Genomic DNA, 15,425 nt, shown 5'->3' on the forward strand with positions numbered 1-15,425 from the left:
CCCGAGACCTATCCGCAACAGGCGGACGCCGTGGCGGGGCCGGCCGGCGCGACGGGGCCACAGCAGGACGAGACCGGCTCGGCTTCCGCAGCCGCTCGGCGGCCGGGGCCATTGCAGACCCCGGTCTCCGGCAGCACCAGCTCGACCCGCCGGGCCGCCTCGTGATCCCCGGCGAGATGGGCCGCGACCGACCGCGCCTGCTCGTATCCGGTCGCGAGCAGGAAGGTCGGGGCCCGGCCATAGGCCTTCATGCCGATGATGAACAAGCCGGGCTCCGGCTGCGCCAGCTCGGCCGCGCCATGCGGACGGACGGTGCCGCAGCTGTGCTCGTTGGGATCGATCAGCGGCGCCAGCGCCCGCGGGCAGTCGAGCGCGGAGTCGAGGTCGAGGCGCAGCTCGGCGAGGATCGACAGGTCCGGCCGCAGGCCGGTCGCAACCACCATCTCGTCGACTTCAATCTCCCGCACGGTTCCTCCCTGGTCGCCGAGGACGCGCAGGCCCTCCTCGGCCGCCTCGATCGCATCGACCGCGAAGGGCGCGACGATCTCGTAGGTCCCCGCTTCCGCCAGCGCCCGCAGGCGCAGGCCGAGAGCGCCGCGGCGCGGCAGCTGGTCGGCCTCGCCGCCGCCGAACAGCCTGGCCCGGTCGGTGTTGCGGAAGGCCCAGACGATGCTCGTGCCCGGGACCTCCCGGGCCAGATCGGCAAGATCGAGCAGCGTGCCCGTGGCCGAGTGGCCGCTGCCGAGGACGAGGATGCGGCGACCGGCATAGCGGTCACGCTCGCGGCCGAGCACGTCGGGCATGCCGTAGCGGATGCGGGACGCGGCGGCGCGCTCGCCGACCGCCGGCAGGCCGCCGGCCCCTGCCGGGTTCGGCGAGGACCAAGTGCCGGAGGCGTCGATCACCGCCCGCGCGAAGATCCGTCCCTCCCGCCCCTTGCTGTCGGCATATCGGACCTCGAAGGGCCGGTCCTCCCGCCCCGCGGTGCGCACCTTGCCGAGACCGGCGCGGGCGATGCCGGTGACCCGCATGCCCAAGCGCAGGCAGCCGGCGATCTCGGGAATCGCGGCCAGCGGATCGAGATAGCGGTCGGCCAGGTCCCCGCCGGTCGGATAGCCGGCTTCCTCCGGATGTATCCATCCGTGCCGCCGCAGCAGCGAGACCGCGGTCCGGTCGGTGCTGTAGCCCCAGGGCGAGAACATCGGCACATGGCCCCAGTCGCGCACCGCGGCGCCGACCCGGTCGCCGGTCTCCAGGATCACCGGGTCGAGCCCGCGGCCAAGCAGATGCACCGCGGCGGCCAGGCCCACCGGTCCTGCGCCGATGATCGCCACCGGCAGCTCCGACGACGCGGCGGTCTCGAGCGCCATACGGTCCGATGAGACAAGGGGACGGTTCATCTCGCATCTCCTCCGGCTTCTAGGCATCGATGGTCGATGTATAGGGACAAAAAAAGAGGCTGCTATCCGCAGCAACCCCCGCCGCCGCCCTTCCGCTCGACGACCTGCCCGGTTTCGGTCAGCACCTGCGTGACCTCGAGCCAGGCCTCGACGCCGACCCGGAAAGCCTCCCGTCCCTTCTCCGTCAAGGTGTAGGTCTTGCGCGGCCGGCCGGACACGACGCTGCTCTCGACCGTGACATAGCCGCCCTCCTCGAATTCCCGCAGCACCGGATAGATCGTGCCCTCGGTCGGGGAGCAGCAGCCATTGGTCGTCAGCTCGACGGCGCGGGCGATGTCGTAGCCATGCATCGGCCGGTCGTGCAGCACCCGCAGAATGAAGAACTTGGACAGGCTCATCTTGATCGTGCCGGCCCAGTAGGCGCGACTGGTGTAGTCGACCGAAGGCCGGGGAACGGCGGTGAGCTTGCGGAATTCAGCCATGGCCTGATTTACTATGCCTTGATGGTCGATGAGTCAACCGATAAGGTATCGACCTTCGATGCTGATGGACCGACCCGTGATCCGCCTCGCCACGCCGGAGGACGCCCCTGCCCTCCAGGCGATCTACGCCCCGATCGTCGCGGAGACCGCGATCTCCTTCGAGCTGACGCCGCCGACGGCGGCGGAGATGGCCGAGCGCATCAGCAAGACCCTGCCAGCCCATCCCTGGCTGGTGCTGGAGCGGGACGACCGGATCCTGGGCTATGCCTATGCCGGCCCGCACCGGGCGCGGCCGGCCTACCGCTGGTCGGTCGATGTCAGCGTCTATGTCGCCGAGGCCGGGCGGCGCCAGGGCGCCGGCCGCGCCCTGTATGAACGGCTGTTCGTCCTGCTGCGGCGGCAGGGATACCAATCCGCCTTCGCCGGCATCGCCCTGCCGAACCCGGCCAGCGTCGCCTTGCACGAGGCGGTCGGGTTCGTGCCGCTCGGCGTGTACCGCGCCGTCGGCTTCAAGCACGGTGCCTGGCACGATGTCGGCTGGTGGCAGCGCCCGATCGGCGACCGCCCGGGCGATCCGGCCGAGCCGAGGCCGGTGACCGAGCTTCTCGGCTGATCAGACCGGTCTGGCCCCTCGTCGCCGAGATCCGCCCTCGGCGGGCAAGGAGAGGTCCGCCAGGACGACGCAATCCGGTCCCGGCCCGCCGACACACCGAGCCTCACACTCGTCGACAAAGCGCGAGACGCTGCGCTCCAGGGCTTTCAGCTCGGCGAGCTTCGAGCGGATCTGCGCCAAGTGCTCCCGTGCCATGTCGCGGGCGGCCATGCAGGGCCGGCCGGGGTCCTGGCGGAGCGCCACGAGCGATCTGACCTGTTGGATCGAGAATCCGAACTCGCGGCAGCGGCGGATCAGGGTCAGCCGCCTGACGTCGTCTTCCCCGTAGCTCCGCTGGCCGCCGGCCTGGCGGCTGGCCGGCGGCAACAGGCCGATGTGTTCGTAGTAGCGGATCGTCGGTGCGCTGGTGCCCGTGCGTTCGGCAAGCGCTCCGATGCGGAGACCGGCCATCTTGGGCGTGCCTGTTCCTGCCTCTTGAACCTCAAGTTACTTGAAGGACTACCTATGCTCAAGCCGGGCACAGCCGGCTTGAGAAGGACCAGACGATGGCAACTTCCGAAACTCCACCGATCGCCTGCACCCTGCCGCCGGGCGAATTCCAGGATCGGCTTGCCTGGATCGCCGCACTGACGCGCGATGCCTTGCGCAGCCATGAACGGCACGATCTCGTGCTCGATCTGGCCTATGCCCCGGAAGCGGTTGATCGCGTCCGTGAGATGGTGCGCCGGGAGCGGAGATGCTGCGCGTTCCTGTCGTTCGACCTCCGCGAGATGCCCCATGAGGTCCGGCTGACGATCGAAGCTCCCGAAGAGGCCCGCGAGGCTGCCGACATGCTGTTCACCCAGTTTGTCTCGCCCGCCGGCGCCAAGCCCTCCTGCGGCTGTGGTTGAACGGACGGCGCCGCGGCCCTCGGCTCTCGCTCGGGGCGATCAGGCCGGCCGGCGCTCGTACCAGCCGCGCGTCGCCTTCACCAGGCGCACCACCGACAGCATCACCGGCACCTCGACCAGCACGCCGACCACGGTGGCCAGCGCCGCGCCGGAATCGAGGCCGAACAGGCTGATCGCCGCCGCCACCGCCAGCTCGAAGAAGTTGGAGGCGCCGATCAAGGCCGCCGGCGCCGCGACGCACCAGGCGACGCCGAGCCGCCGGCCGAGCCAATAGGCGATGCCGGCGTTGAGATAGACCTGGACCAGGATCGGCACGGCCAGCAGCAGGATCACCAAGGGCTGCGCCAGGATGCGCTCCCCCTGGAAGCCGAACAGCAGCACCAGCGTCGCCAGGAGGGCGGTCAGCGACAGCGGCTGCAGCACCGAGAGGGTGCGCCGCAGCGCCGGCTCGCCGCCCGCGGCCAAGAGCGACCGGCGCCAGAGCTGCGCCGCCACCACCGGCACCACGATGTAGAGCAGGACGGAGAGCAGGAGCGTGTCCCAAGGCACGGTGATCGAGGCGACGCCGAGCAGGAGGCCGACCAGCGGCGCGAAGGCGAAGACCATGATCAGGTCGTTCAGGGCGACCTGGCTGAGGGTGAAGTGCGGCTCGCCCTCGCACAGGTTGGACCAAACGAAGACCATGGCGGTGCAGGGCGCGGCAGCGAGCAGGATCAGCCCGGCGATGTAGGATGGGGTCTGGTCCTGCGCCAGCCACGGCGCGAACAGGTGGCCGATGAACAGGCTGCCCAGCAGCGCCATCGAGAATGGCTTCACGCCCCAGTTGACGAACAGGGTCACGCCGATGCCACGCCAATGTTCCCTGACCTCGCCCAGCGCCGCGAAGTCGATCTTCAGCAGCATCGGCACGATCATCGCCCAGATCAGTACCGCCACCGGCAGGTTGACCTTGGCGATCTCGGCCGAGGCCACCACGACGAAGAAGCCCGGGACGAGCGAGCCGAGGCCGATGCCGGCGACGATGCAGAGCGCGACCCAGAGGCTGAGGTACCGCTCGAACAGCCCCATGGCGGGGGCGGCTGCCGGCATGCGCTCGGCCGCGGCGGCACTGGTCTCGGCATTCATGACAGGTCCAATCGGTCGGGGTGGGTCAGGCGCGCTTGCCGGAGGCGTCGACGACGAGTTCGCCGTCCTCCTTGCGGAACTCGCCCCGCTGCGGCGCCGGCAGAATGTCGAGCACCGCTTCCGACGGGCGGGCGAGCGTCACGCCCAGCTCCGTGACGACGATCGGGCGGTTGATCAGGATCGGGTGCGCCATCATGGCGTCGAGCAGCTGGTCCTCGGTCAGGCCCGGATCGTCGAGGCCGAGCTCGTGATAGGGCGTGCCCTTCTCGCGCAGCACCGCCCGCACCGGGATGCCCATGCGGCGGATGAGATCAGCCAGCTCGGCCCGGCTCAGCGGCGTCTTCAGATACTCGATCACCGTGGGCTCGATGCCGGCATTGCGGATCAGGCCGAGGACGTTGCGGGACGTGCCGCAGGCCGGGTTGTGGTAGATCGTGACCGCGCTCATGGCGATGCCGGTTCCTTCTGGGTCCGGCCGATCTCACGCAGCCGATGCTCGAGCGAGATGCGGTCGAGCGACCGCAGCGGCAGGCTGGTGAAGATCGAGATGCGGTTGAACAGCAGGCGGTAGGTCTCGGCGAAGGCCAGGCCGATTTCGGACTCCTTGCCTTCGACCGCGGCCGGGTCGGGCACGCCCCAATGGGCGGTCATCGGCTGGCCGGGCCAGACCGGGCAGACCTCGTTCGCGGCGTTGTCGCAGACGGTGAACACGAAATCGAGCCGTGGGGCGTCCGGGCCGGTGAACTCCTCCCACCCCTTGGAGCGAAGACCGCTGACGTCGTGGTGGCTGTGCTCGAGCACCGCCAGGGCGCGGGGATGAACCCAGCCCTTGGGCTGGCTGCCGGCGGAGAAGGCCCGGAACCGGCCCTGCCCGACCCGGTTCAGGATCGCCTCGGCGATGATCGAGCGGGCGGAGTTTCCGGTGCAGAGGAACAGCACGTTGAAGACGAGATCGTTCATGCCACACCTCCCGATGCCGATGGCGCGGGAGCGCAGCCGCAGCTCGCCTGCTCGATCACGTCCATCAGCGGTGCGCAGATCTCCGGCCGGCCGTGGCAGCAGTCCTGCACCAGGAAGGACAGCAGGGCCCGCACGCCGTCGAGATCGGCGGAGTAGATGATCGACCGGCTTTCCCGCCGCGACCGGATCAACCCGGCGCGGACGAGGATGCCGAGATGGGTCGACAGCGTGGTCGCGGGCACGCCGAGCCGTTCCGCCACGGTTCCGGCCGGCATCCCGTCCGGCCCCGCCTGGACCAGCAGGCGGAAGACGGCGAGCCGGGTCGACTGGGCCAGGGCGCCGAGTCCCTCGATCACTGCAATCTCATCCATATTTCGAGAATTGCAGAAATATGGAATTGGCGCAAGCGCCCAGCAGGCATGGACCTATCGCATTTTCGTCCAAGCCTTTGAAGTTGTCGCCGAAATCCACAGGCCGAATGAGCAGATGTCATCCAGACGATGCGAATGTTAAATCGAATCGTCATCTTCCCCTTGTAGGGAACGATCCCGTCGCCGCCGCCGTGGGGCGTGCAGGGGCGGCCAAACGGGAGACACATATGACCGTCGTGACCAAGCTGTCGGCGGCCGCCTTCGCGCTGGCCGCCGCCGCGGCATTCGCACAGCCGGCCCAGGCCGAGCGCACCAAATTCGAGTTCTGGTACGGGCTGACCGGGGACCTGGAGCAGCGGGTGCAGGACACCTGCAAGCGCTTCAACGACAGCCAGGCCGACTACGAGATCGTCTGCGTCGGCCAGGGCGGCTATCCGAACACGGTGCAGAACGCCATCGCCGCCTACCGCGCCCAGAAGCAGCCGACCGTGGTGCAGGTGTTCGACGCGGGCACGCTGGATCTGATGCTGTCCGGCGCCTATGTCCCGGCCCGCAAGCTGATGGCCGACAACGGCTACGACATCAAGTGGGACGACTATTTCTCCGGCATCGCGAACTACTACGCGACGTCGAAGGGCGAGCTGATGTCGTTCCCCTACAATTCCTCGACGGCGCTGTTCTACTGGAACAAGGACGCCTTCGCCAAGATCGGCCGCGACAAGGGCCCGGAGACCTGGGAGGAGGTCGAGCAGATCGCCCGGCAGCTCAAGGCGGCCGGCTATGACTGCCCGCTGGCCTTCAACTTCGATCCCTGGCAGTCGTTGGAGCAGTTCTCGGCGATCCACAACCAGCCGATCGCCACCAAGAACAACGGCTATGACGGGCTCGACGCCGAGCTGGTGTTCAACAAGACCAAGTTCGTCGACCACGTCGCCTTCATCAAGCGCATGTACGACGAAGGCCTGTTCGTTCCGAAGACCAAGGAGAGTGGCCAGGACATCGTGGCCGCCTTCGCCTCCGGCGCCTGCCAGATGACGCAGACCTCGGTCGCCGACCACGGCTCCATCGGCAAGTTGGCCAAGCCCGACATGCATTGGGACGTGGCGATGCTGCCGGTCTGGGCCGGCACCGAGCGCAAGAACTCGCTGGTCGGCGGCGCCTCGCTGTGGGTGCTGGCCGGCAAGTCCGACACCGAGTACAAGGGCGCCGCAGCCTTCCTGAACTTCCTGGCCCAGCCCTCCTCGGTCGAATGGTGGTCGACCGTCACCGGCTACATCCCGGTGACCAATTCCGGCTTCCAGGCGATGAAGGCCGAGGGCTTCTACGACAAGGCGCCCTACAAGGGCCGCGAGATCGCGATCGCCAGCCTGACCTACACCCCGACCACCCCGATCTCGCGCGGCATCCGCCTCGGCGGCTACATCCAGATCCGCAAGGAGGTCCAGGACGCGCTGCAGGCGATCATCACCGGCAAGGTCTCGGTGCAGGACGGCCTCGACCAGGCGGTGGAGCGCGGCAACGCGATCCTGCGCCGCTTCGAGAAGACCTACGCCGGCAAGCAGCTGCTCTGACCGGCGCCGCCGCCCTCACCCTCCTGGCCCACGGGAGGGTGAGGGACGGCAAGTCCCCGGCCCTTCCCTCACCCGCCGCACCGGACCCGATGGAAAAACGCGCCTTCTTCCGGAACCGGACCCTGGCCTGGCTGCTGATCGCGCCGCAGCTGCTGCTGGTGTTCCTGTTCTTCTACTGGCCGAGCGCCCAGGCCCTGTACTGGGCCTTCACGCTGGAGCAGCCCTGGGGCGGCGGCAACGAGTGGGTGGGGCTGGAGAACTTCCGGGCGCTGTTCCAGGACGGGGCCTATTGGGGGTCGATCGGCATCAGCTTCACCTATGCCGTGCTGGCCACCGGCATCGCCATGGCCGGAGCCCTGGTGCTGGCCCTGTTCGTCGACCGCCAGCTGCGCGGCTTCCAGGCCTACCGCTCGGTCTTCGTCTGGCCCTACGCTATCGCCGCCCCGGCCGCCGCGGTCGCCTTCCGCTTCATCTTCGCGCCGGAGAGCGGCATGGTCGGAGCCATCAACGCGCTGTGGCCCGGCCTGTGGAACCCGGCGGTGAACGGCACCCAGGCGCTGATCATGGTGGTGCTGTGCCACGCCTGGATCTGGATCGGCTACAACTTCATCTTCTTCCTGGCCGGGCTGCAGTCGATCCCGAGGAGCCTGATCGAGGCCAGCGCCATGGACGGGTCGGGCGCCTTGCGCCGGATGTGGGACCTGCAGCTGCCGCTGATCGCGCCGACCCTGTTCTTCCTGATGGTGATCAACCTCACCGGCAGCTTCACCGACAGCTTCGGCATCGTCGACGTGATGACCGAGGGCGGCCCGGCCCGCGGCACCGAGGTGATGGTCTACAAGATCTATTTCGACGGCTTCAAAGGCCTCGATTACTCCGGCGCCGCCGCCCAGAGCATCGTGCTGATGCTCCTCGTCATGGTCCTCACCTTCGTCCAGTTCCGCTGGGTCGAACGGCGCGTGCACTACGGCTGAGGGAGGGTCTGATGATCGAACGCACCCCGGTCCTGAACACGCTGACCCATCTGATCCTGCTGGCCGGCCTGGCCCTGGTCCTGCTGCCCTTCGTCATCGTCGTGGTCGCCGCGACCAAGGATCTGCAGGGCGTGAACCAGGTGCCGATGAGCCTGGTCCCCGGCAGCCATCTGTTCGACAACCTGGCCGCGGCCTGGGACCGCGGCGAGCTCGGCTCGAAGCTCCTGAACAGCCTGGTGGTCGCGGTCGGCGTCACCGTCGGCAAGATCGTGCTGGCGGCGCTGACCGCCTTCTCCATCGTATTCTTCCGCTACCGCGCGCGGATGCTGGTGTTCTGGCTGATCTTCACCACGCTGATGCTGCCGCTCGAGGTCCGCATCGTGCCGACCTATGCCGTCGCCGCCAACGCGCTGGCGCCGTTCCAGACCATCCTCGACGCCGCCGGCCTCTCAACCCTGATCGCCTGGGCCACGGGCATCCAGGTGAGTCTCGAATGGAACCTGCTGAACTCCTACACCGGGCTGATCCTGCCGCTGGTCGCGACGGCCACCGGCACCTTCCTCTACCGCCAGTTCTTCATGACCGTGCCGGACGAGTTGTTGGAGGCCTCGAAGATGGACGGCGCCGGGGCGATGCGCTTCTTCGCCGAGATCCTGATGCCGCTGTCGCGCACCAACATGCTGGCGCTGGCGGCGATCCTCTTCGTCTACAGCTGGAACCAGTATCTCTGGCCGCTGCTGGTCACCACCGACCAGTCCTTCAGCACCGCGGTGATGCAGTTGAAGCGGATGATCCCGAATTTCAATGGCGGCCTGCCTGACTGGAACGTGGTGATGGCGGCCACCCTGATCGTCATGGTCCCGCCGCTGCTGGTCGTCGCCCTGATGCAGCGCTGGTTCGTGCGCGGCCTGATCGCCACCGAGAAGTAACCGGAAGGAGAAAGCCATGGCCCACATCGCCATCCGCGGCGTGCGCAAGAGCTACGGCAAGACGCCGGTGGTGCACGGCGTCGACCTGGACTTGCCCTCCGGCACCTTCGCCGTGATCCTCGGCCCCTCCGGCTGCGGCAAGTCCACCCTCCTGCGCATGATCGCCGGCCTCGAGGAGATCACCGCCGGCGAGATCGCGATCGGCGGCCGGGTGGTGAACCGGCTGGAGCCGCGCGAGCGCGGCTGCGCCATGGTGTTCCAGAACTACGCGCTGTACCCGCACATGACCGTGGCCCAGAACATGGGCTACGCCCTCAAGGTCGCCGGCATGCCGAAGTCCGAGCGCATGGCCAAGGTGCGCGAGGTGGCGAAGCTGGTCGGCCTCGAGGACTTCCTCGACCGCAAGCCGGCCGCCCTCTCCGGCGGCCAGCGCCAGCGCGTCGCCATGGGCCGCGCCATCATCCGCGAGCCGCAGGTGTTCCTGTTCGACGAGCCGCTGTCCAACCTGGATGCCAAGCTGCGGGTGCAGATGCGGGTCGAGATCCGCCGCCTGCACCGGCGCCTGGGCGCCACCTCGGTCTTCGTCACGCACGACCAGGTCGAGGCGATGACGCTGGCCGACGTGCTGATCGTGATGAACAAGGGCGTGGTCGAGCAGATCGGCCGCCCGGCCGAGATCTACAACCAGCCCCGCACGCGCTTCGTCGCCGGCTTCATCGGCTCGCCGGCCATGAACTTCATCGAGGGCCGCATCGTCGCCCCCGGCCTGTTCCGCTTCGACGAGACCAAGACCGTGGCGATCGACCCGGCCTATGGCGGGCGCTTCGTCGAGCGCTCCACCGCGCTCGGCATCCGGCCGGAGGTGGTGGAGATCGTGCCGGCCGACCAGCCCGGGGCGCTGGTCGCGACGGTCGACTTCATCGAGGAGCTGGGCGCCGGCCGGGTGATCCACACCGACATCGACGGCCTGTCCTTCGCCGTCACCACCGGTGACGAGGTGGACTGCCAGCCCGGCCAGCCGCTGGGCCTCCACCTGCCGCCGTCGCAGCTGCACTTCTTCGACCCGCATACGGGGCTGCGCCTCGATGCCGACCTGCCGGCCGAGCATCGCTTCGCCGTCGCCACCGCCGCCTGACCATCCGCTTCAGCGAGACATCTCCATGACCGACATTATCACCGCCATCGGCTTCTCCACCGGCGTCAGCGGCAAGGGCGACCTGTCGCGGCTGGACGCCAGCCTCGGCCGTCTCACCGAGATCGGCGCCGATGCGGCCGAGCTGTCGCTGTACGGCGAGGACCTGATCGCCGGCGGCCGGCTGCTGCCCGACCGCGTGCACAAGCTGGAGCAGATCGTGCGCCGCCACGACCTGCGCTACACCGTGCACGGCCAGATCGTCTCCAACTTCATGGACGAACAGCATCTCCACCTGCAGAAGGCGGTGGTGCGGGCGATGCTGGAGCTGTGCGACCAGGTCGGCGCGACCGTGCTGGTGCACCATGCCGGCAAGGCGGCGATGACCGACCAGGCCGGCCGCGACCGGCTGGACGCGATGGAGCGCGAGGCGCTGGCCGAGCTGGCCGAGGTCGCCCGCGGCTACGGCGTCAAGCTGGCCTTCGAGAACATCTTCGCTATGGATGACGGCGAGTACCGCCAGACCCCGGCCGAGGTCGCCGACACGGTGCGGGCGGTGAACCACCCGAACCTGTGCACGCTGATCGACTTCAGCCACGCCTATATCGAGTGCATTCGCCGCGGCCTCGACTGGCGCGCCCAGATCCGCAGCATGGCCTCGGCCACCGGCCATCTGCATGTGCATGACAGCTTCGGCCGGCCCTACACCATGACGAAGTTCTACGATCCGTCCGAGGCGGTGGCGCTGGGCATCGGCGACCTGCACCTGCCGCTGGGCTGGGGCGACATCCCCTGGGAGGAGATCTTTACCGAGCTGCGCTTCCAGCCGGACACGGTGATGATCCTGGAGCTGAACGGCGACCGCTACGACGCCGAGCTGACCGACAGCCTGGCCCGCGCCCGGCGCTTGGCCGATCTGGTCAACCAGCGCGCGATGGCGGCCTGACCCGGGCCATGCGGGAGATCATCACCCGGCGGGTCGGCGTGCTGCCGACCCCCGACCCGATCCTCTTGGCCGACGCCGCCCTGGCGCCGGACGATGCGCATGACCGCTTCGCCGCCGAGGTGGCGGCGCTGGCCGCGATCGAGCACCGCCCGGCGCCGGTGGAACGGCCGGTGCCGCCGCGGCTCCGCGTCGCCGCCTGGAACGCGGAGCGGCTGAAGTACCACGCCCCCTCCGCCGCCCTGCTGCGCGCCGCCGGCGCCGACGTCGTGCTGCTGACCGAGGCCGATATCGGCATGGCCCGCTCCGGCAACCGGCACACGGTGCGCGACCTGGCCGAGGCGCTGGGCATGGGCTGGGCGTACGGCGTGGAGTTCGTCGAGCTCGGCCTCGGCGACGCCCGCGAATGCGAGTGGCACGCCGACGAGGACAACCGGGTCGGGCTGCACGGCAACGCCATCCTCAGCCGCCATCCGCTGCTGGATCCGGTGATCATTCCGCTCGACGCCGGCGGCACCTGGTTCGCCGGCCGCGCCGGCAACCAGCGCCGGCTCGGCGGCCGCATGGCGATCGCGGCCCGGCTCGACGCCCCGCGTCCGCTCTGGCTCGTCGCCGCCCATCTCGAAAGCCACAGCGACGCCGCCGACCGCGCCCGCCAGGGCGAGCGGTTGGCTGCGGCGATCGACCGGCTGGTGCCGGCCGGCGCCGGGGTGGTGCTGGGCGGCGACTTCAACACCAAGGAGGCGACGGGGTCGCTGGAGGCGCCGGAGGCGGAGGAGCCGCTGTTCGCCGTGCTGCGCGACGCCGGCTTCGACTGGCGCCGCTGCAACGCGCCGGGCCCGACCCAGCGCACCCGCCCGGACGGCACGCCCGAGCCGCCCTTCGCCAAGCTGGACTGGCTGTTCACCCGCCATGTCGAGGCCGAGGCGCCGGCGACCATCCCGGCGGTCGACGCCGCCGGCGCCGCGATCTCCGACCACGACGCCGTGGCGGCGACCATTGTCGTCGGGACCGAAAGGGCCGAGCGGCTCGAGACGGCTGGCGCACTAACCTAAATCGGATGTCATGAAACGTCTTGGCCACCCCCTCCGTATAGAGGGGTGGCCGCGCTATTCTCTCCGTGGCCGCAACCCGACCGCGTCCACCGAGGATATGATGCGTTCGCCCTTCACCGACCGTGCCGGCCGCTTCTCCTGGATGAAGACCGTGGTCTTCGTGCTGCTGCTCCTGCCCGGCCTGTGGTATGGCGGGCGCCTGCTGGCCGGGGACCTGGGCGCCGACCCGGTGCAGACCTTCCTGCGCAATATCGGGCTGTGGGTGCTGTACTTCCTGGTGATCGGCCTGGCGGTCACGCCGCTGAAGCGGGCGCTGCGCTGGCCGCAGCTGATCCAGGTCCGGCGCATGATCGGCGTGGCGGCCGCGACCTATGTGCTGATCCACTTCACCGGCTACATCGTCCTGCAGCGCTTCGATCTGGCCTTCGTGGCCTCGGAGATCGTCAAGCGCCTCTACCTCACCCTCGGCTTCCTGGCGCTGCTTGGGCTGATGCCGCTGCTGGCCACCTCGACCGACGCCATGGTCAAGCGCCTGGGCGGCAAAACCTGGCAGCGGCTGCACCGGCTGGTCTATGCGATCGTGGTGCTGGGGCTGATCCACGGGGTGATGCAGTCCAAGGTCGATGTCGCCATCCCGACCATGCTGGCGGGGTTCACCATCTGGCTGCTGGCCTGGCGGGTGCTGGACGGCCGCTTCGGCCGTGGCGACGGGCTGCCGCTGTGGTCGCTGGCCCTCCTGTCCGTCGTCGCCGCCCTGGTGACGGCCGGCGGCGAGGCGGCGATGTACGGGCTGTTCACCGGTGTCGACCCGATGCGGGTGCTGCGCGCCGACCTGATGTTCACCCACGGCCCGCGCCCGGCCTGGATCGTGCTGGGCGCCGGCCTAGCCGTCACCCTGCTGGCGGCGCTGCGCCGGCTGCAGAAGAGCAGAGCCCGGCGGCCGGCTCTGGCCTGACGAGAGTCCGGCTTGCGATTCACCCGGACGGTCGCGGCCAGGAGGTTCAGCATTGTGCGCCGCTGAGCGGCATCGCCAGCCGCCTGCCTTGGATCGCGGCGCCGCCCCCAGCGCCCGGAAAAGGACCATCTGCTGTTGTCATAAACTTATCAGTTTGGCACCTTCCGATGAGACTCGAGTTTGGTCTATCGACAGGATTGCTCTCGTGAATTGGGTTCTGCGACCACTTTGCCGGCGCCTGATAAGTTGCCTGCAGGAAGCAAAGGGATTGTGACGCTGCCGGATCTCCGGGCCGGAGCTAGGCAACCAATTCGGCGATATCCGCACACCATATGAACAGCACGGCCGCCGCGAAGAGCGTGCCTTTGAATTGGGGGAGAGGAAGAAAGTGACCGATATCGATGATCTCTTGCATAGTTATCGCGAACAAAAAGCAACACGTGAAGATATTTATTTTTGCTGCTGGAGGCCAGTCGACGCGCCAACAATTTCGATCAGGTTTTCATCCACTCCATAGCCGCGCACAACACGGACGGAATGTTGGTCCTCAATACGTCCCATTCCAACGGCACTGTAAGACAGCCGAGCACAGTTCTCGACATACTATTAACGAGCAATGTAGTCCCGGCATTTCAGCTCGACAAAATCTTGGAAATCCCGCGCCTCGACCTCGTTAAGATCGATGTTGAAGGCGCAGAATTTGAGGCGCTCAGCGGCTTTCGCGAGACATTAACGCTCTATAGGCCGACCATCATCAGCGAGTTCGCGCCAACGAGCCTGGGCGAAAAATGCGATGCCTATCTTCAATTTTTAATAGATCTTGAATATCGCCTTGGGGTTGTGATGCCAAACGGCGATATTCTCGATAGCGGAACCGAAAAATCGTCGGTCTTGTCGGAATGGGCAAAAAGAAATACCGATCATATCGACGTCGTCGCCTTCAATAAGCCATTGGGCTAGGGTCTCCCGGGTTGCATTTGTCGTGACCGCCGAGCTCTACCTGATCCGGCACTGCCGCGCAGCCGGGCAGGAGCCGGAGGCGCCGCTGACCGCGGAGGGCCGGGAGCAGGCGCTGCGGCTGCCTGACCGGCTGTCGGCCCTGCCGATCACGCGCGTCGTCTCCAGCCCCTTCCTTCGCGCCCGCGACAGCGCCGCCCCGCTGGCGGAACGGCTGGGGCTGCCGGTCGGGATTGATGCGCGGCTGGCAGAGCGGGTGCTGACGGCGGAGCCGGCCGAGGACTGGCGGGACCGGCTTCGGCTGTCCTTCGAAGATCCGGCCCTGGCTTGGCCGGGTGGCGAATCCGGCGCCGCGGCGACGCGGCGCGGCGTTGCGGCCCTGGCGGAGGCCGCGGCCGGCGCCGAGGGAGCGGTGGCGATCGTCACCCACGGCAACCTGCTGGCCCTGCTGCTGCAGAGCTTCGACGGCCGCGACGGCTTCGCCGCCTGGGCCGCGCTGAGCAACCCCGATGTGTTCCACATCGACCCTGCCGGCGGCGTCCGGCGCTTCTGGAAGGACGGCGACTAAGATGGCCCTGACGATCGCCCGGGAGACGCCGGACCAGCCCGAGGTCCATGCGCTGCTGGAGCAGGCCGACCGCCGCTCGGCCGGGCTGTATCCGGCAGAAAGCCGGCACGGGCTGGACGTCGGCGCGCTGCTGGCCCTGCAGGTGCGCTTCCCCGTCGCCCGGCTGGACGGGCGCGCAGTCGGCTGTGGCGGCTACGCGCCCGACGGAAATGGCGCGGCGGAGCTGAAGCGGATCTTCGTCGCCACCGAGGCCCGCGGCCTGGGCATCGGCCGCGCCCTGCTGGAGGCCCTCGAGGCCGAGGCGCGGTGCGAGGGCATCCGGCTGCTGCGGCTGGAGACCGGGGTGAAGTCGACCGAGGCGCTCGGCCTCTACCGCCGCTTCGGCTATCGCGAGACCGGCCCCTTCGGCGCCTACGGCCCCGACCCGCTGAGCGTGTTCATGGAGAAGGCGCTGCCGGACGAGTGAGGCGCCCGTCATCATCCTGTCGCGATCCGGCTGT

The 15,425-nt window shown here is 68.6% G+C and carries 19 protein-coding genes; 12 read left to right on the forward strand and 7 right to left on the reverse strand.

The genetic code is table 11. The features are described from left to right. Nucleotides 1-8: 8 nt before the first annotated feature. Both KXR53_RS28715 and KXR53_RS28720 read right to left on the reverse strand, forming a co-directional pair. A complete protein-coding gene (locus KXR53_RS28715; RefSeq protein ID WP_437378723.1) occupies nt 9-1,400 on the reverse strand; it encodes an NAD(P)-binding protein in 1,392 nt (463 codons plus the stop codon). 62 nt (nt 1,401-1,462) lie between these two features. After that, a complete protein-coding gene (locus KXR53_RS28720; protein ID WP_437378724.1) occupies nt 1,463-1,882 on the reverse strand; it encodes a PadR family transcriptional regulator in 420 nt (139 codons plus the stop codon). 76 nt (nt 1,883-1,958) lie between these two features. Here KXR53_RS28720 and KXR53_RS28725 point away from each other — a divergent pair, with 76 nt between their 5' ends. Further along, the gene (locus KXR53_RS28725; RefSeq protein WP_437378725.1) at nt 1,959-2,495 is read left to right on the forward strand and encodes an arsinothricin resistance N-acetyltransferase ArsN1 family B; all 537 of its coding nucleotides are present in this window, start codon (nt 1,959-1,961) and stop codon (nt 2,493-2,495) included. Here the strand turns inward: KXR53_RS28725 and KXR53_RS28730 are convergent, their stop codons facing one another. Next, nucleotides 2,496-2,945, reverse strand: a complete 450-nt coding sequence (locus KXR53_RS28730) for a MerR family transcriptional regulator (protein ID WP_437378726.1) — start codon at nt 2,943-2,945, stop codon at nt 2,496-2,498. A 95-nt stretch (nt 2,946-3,040) separates the two neighbouring features. Here KXR53_RS28730 and KXR53_RS28735 point away from each other — a divergent pair, with 95 nt between their 5' ends. Then, nucleotides 3,041-3,385 carry a hypothetical protein gene (locus KXR53_RS28735; RefSeq protein ID WP_437378727.1) on the forward strand — a complete coding sequence of 115 codons (345 nt, stop codon included), beginning with the start codon at nt 3,041-3,043 and terminating at the stop codon, nt 3,383-3,385. Nucleotides 3,386-3,424: 39 nt separating this feature from the next. Here the strand turns inward: KXR53_RS28735 and arsB are convergent, their stop codons facing one another. From arsB to KXR53_RS28755, 4 genes are all read right to left on the reverse strand, one after another. Further along, a complete protein-coding gene (gene arsB, locus KXR53_RS28740) occupies nt 3,425-4,453 on the reverse strand; it encodes an ACR3 family arsenite efflux transporter (protein ID WP_437378820.1) in 1,029 nt (342 codons plus the stop codon). A gap of 82 nt (nt 4,454-4,535) precedes the next feature. Further along, nucleotides 4,536-4,958, reverse strand: a complete 423-nt coding sequence (gene arsC, locus KXR53_RS28745) for an arsenate reductase (glutaredoxin) (protein ID WP_437378728.1) — start codon at nt 4,956-4,958, stop codon at nt 4,536-4,538. After that, on the reverse strand, nt 4,955-5,470 hold the full coding sequence (locus tag KXR53_RS28750) for an arsenate reductase ArsC (protein WP_437378729.1): 516 nt from the start codon (nt 5,468-5,470) through the stop codon (nt 4,955-4,957). The genes arsC and KXR53_RS28750 overlap by 4 nt, the downstream gene beginning before the upstream one ends. Then, a complete protein-coding gene (locus KXR53_RS28755) occupies nt 5,467-5,826 on the reverse strand; it encodes an ArsR/SmtB family transcription factor (protein WP_437378730.1) in 360 nt (119 codons plus the stop codon). Before KXR53_RS28755 ends, KXR53_RS28750 begins: the two co-directional genes overlap by 4 nt. 242 nt (nt 5,827-6,068) lie before the next feature. Between KXR53_RS28755 and KXR53_RS28760 the strand changes: the two genes are divergently transcribed. From KXR53_RS28760 to KXR53_RS28805, 10 genes are all read left to right on the forward strand, one after another. Continuing rightward, nucleotides 6,069-7,412: an extracellular solute-binding protein gene (locus tag KXR53_RS28760; RefSeq protein WP_437378731.1), complete on the forward strand. Its 1,344-nt coding sequence runs from the start codon at nt 6,069-6,071 to the stop codon at nt 7,410-7,412. 89 nt (nt 7,413-7,501) lie between these two features. Beyond that, nucleotides 7,502-8,386, forward strand: coding sequence for an ABC transporter permease subunit (locus KXR53_RS28765; protein WP_437378732.1), 885 nt, complete (start codon nt 7,502-7,504; stop codon nt 8,384-8,386). Between the two features lie 11 nt (nt 8,387-8,397). Next, nucleotides 8,398-9,315, forward strand: a complete 918-nt coding sequence (locus KXR53_RS28770) for an ABC transporter permease subunit (RefSeq protein ID WP_437378733.1) — start codon at nt 8,398-8,400, stop codon at nt 9,313-9,315. A 16-nt stretch (nt 9,316-9,331) separates the two neighbouring features. Beyond that, nucleotides 9,332-10,450, forward strand: coding sequence for a sn-glycerol-3-phosphate ABC transporter ATP-binding protein UgpC (gene ugpC / locus KXR53_RS28775; RefSeq protein ID WP_437378734.1), 1,119 nt, complete (start codon nt 9,332-9,334; stop codon nt 10,448-10,450). Nucleotides 10,451-10,475: 25 nt separating this feature from the next. After that, nucleotides 10,476-11,393 carry a sugar phosphate isomerase/epimerase family protein gene (locus KXR53_RS28780; protein WP_437378735.1) on the forward strand — a complete coding sequence of 306 codons (918 nt, stop codon included), beginning with the start codon at nt 10,476-10,478 and terminating at the stop codon, nt 11,391-11,393. Nucleotides 11,394-11,401: 8 nt separating this feature from the next. Then, the gene (locus KXR53_RS28785) at nt 11,402-12,445 is read left to right on the forward strand and encodes an endonuclease/exonuclease/phosphatase family protein (protein ID WP_437378736.1); all 1,044 of its coding nucleotides are present in this window, start codon (nt 11,402-11,404) and stop codon (nt 12,443-12,445) included. Nucleotides 12,446-12,545: 100 nt separating this feature from the next. Beyond that, complete coding sequence (locus tag KXR53_RS28790; RefSeq protein ID WP_437378737.1) at nt 12,546-13,400, forward strand: sulfite oxidase heme-binding subunit YedZ; 855 nt, start codon at nt 12,546-12,548, stop codon at nt 13,398-13,400. Between the two features lie 456 nt (nt 13,401-13,856). Further along, nucleotides 13,857-14,360: an FkbM family methyltransferase gene (locus KXR53_RS28795; RefSeq protein WP_437378738.1), complete on the forward strand. Its 504-nt coding sequence runs from the start codon at nt 13,857-13,859 to the stop codon at nt 14,358-14,360. A gap of 22 nt (nt 14,361-14,382) precedes the next feature. Further along, nucleotides 14,383-14,925: a histidine phosphatase family protein gene (locus KXR53_RS28800; protein WP_437378739.1), complete on the forward strand. Its 543-nt coding sequence runs from the start codon at nt 14,383-14,385 to the stop codon at nt 14,923-14,925. 1 nt (nt 14,926) lies between these two features. After that, complete coding sequence (locus KXR53_RS28805; protein ID WP_437378740.1) at nt 14,927-15,391, forward strand: GNAT family N-acetyltransferase; 465 nt, start codon at nt 14,927-14,929, stop codon at nt 15,389-15,391. The last annotated feature ends 34 nt before the right edge of the window (nt 15,392-15,425 follow it).

Origin of the sequence: Inquilinus limosus, assembly GCF_051487185.1 — a bacterium.
Classification (GTDB): Bacteria; Pseudomonadota; Alphaproteobacteria; order DSM-16000; family Inquilinaceae; genus Inquilinus; species Inquilinus limosus_F.

Bases quoted from the DNA above. Each gene is read 5' to 3' on its own strand.
- KXR53_RS28715 (WP_437378723.1), bottom strand. From the start codon at position 1,400: ATGAACCGTCCCCTTGTCTCATCGGACCGTATGGCGCTCGAGACCGCC.
- KXR53_RS28720 (WP_437378724.1), bottom strand. From the start codon at position 1,882: ATGGCTGAATTCCGCAAGCTCACCGCCGTTCCCCGGCCTTCGGTCGAC.
- KXR53_RS28730 (WP_437378726.1), bottom strand. From the start codon at position 2,945: ATGGCCGGTCTCCGCATCGGAGCGCTTGCCGAACGCACGGGCACCAGC.
- KXR53_RS28735 (WP_437378727.1), top strand. From the start codon at position 3,041: ATGGCAACTTCCGAAACTCCACCGATCGCCTGCACCCTGCCGCCGGGC.
- arsB (WP_437378820.1), bottom strand. From the start codon at position 4,453: ATGGGGCTGTTCGAGCGGTACCTCAGCCTCTGGGTCGCGCTCTGCATC.
- arsC (WP_437378728.1), bottom strand. From the start codon at position 4,958: ATGAGCGCGGTCACGATCTACCACAACCCGGCCTGCGGCACGTCCCGC.
- KXR53_RS28750 (WP_437378729.1), bottom strand. From the start codon at position 5,470: ATGAACGATCTCGTCTTCAACGTGCTGTTCCTCTGCACCGGAAACTCC.
- KXR53_RS28760 (WP_437378731.1), top strand. From the start codon at position 6,069: ATGACCGTCGTGACCAAGCTGTCGGCGGCCGCCTTCGCGCTGGCCGCC.
- KXR53_RS28765 (WP_437378732.1), top strand. From the start codon at position 7,502: ATGGAAAAACGCGCCTTCTTCCGGAACCGGACCCTGGCCTGGCTGCTG.
- KXR53_RS28770 (WP_437378733.1), top strand. From the start codon at position 8,398: ATGATCGAACGCACCCCGGTCCTGAACACGCTGACCCATCTGATCCTG.
- ugpC (WP_437378734.1), top strand. From the start codon at position 9,332: ATGGCCCACATCGCCATCCGCGGCGTGCGCAAGAGCTACGGCAAGACG.
- KXR53_RS28780 (WP_437378735.1), top strand. From the start codon at position 10,476: ATGACCGACATTATCACCGCCATCGGCTTCTCCACCGGCGTCAGCGGC.
- KXR53_RS28785 (WP_437378736.1), top strand. From the start codon at position 11,402: ATGCGGGAGATCATCACCCGGCGGGTCGGCGTGCTGCCGACCCCCGAC.
- KXR53_RS28790 (WP_437378737.1), top strand. From the start codon at position 12,546: ATGCGTTCGCCCTTCACCGACCGTGCCGGCCGCTTCTCCTGGATGAAG.
- KXR53_RS28805 (WP_437378740.1), top strand. From the start codon at position 14,927: ATGGCCCTGACGATCGCCCGGGAGACGCCGGACCAGCCCGAGGTCCAT.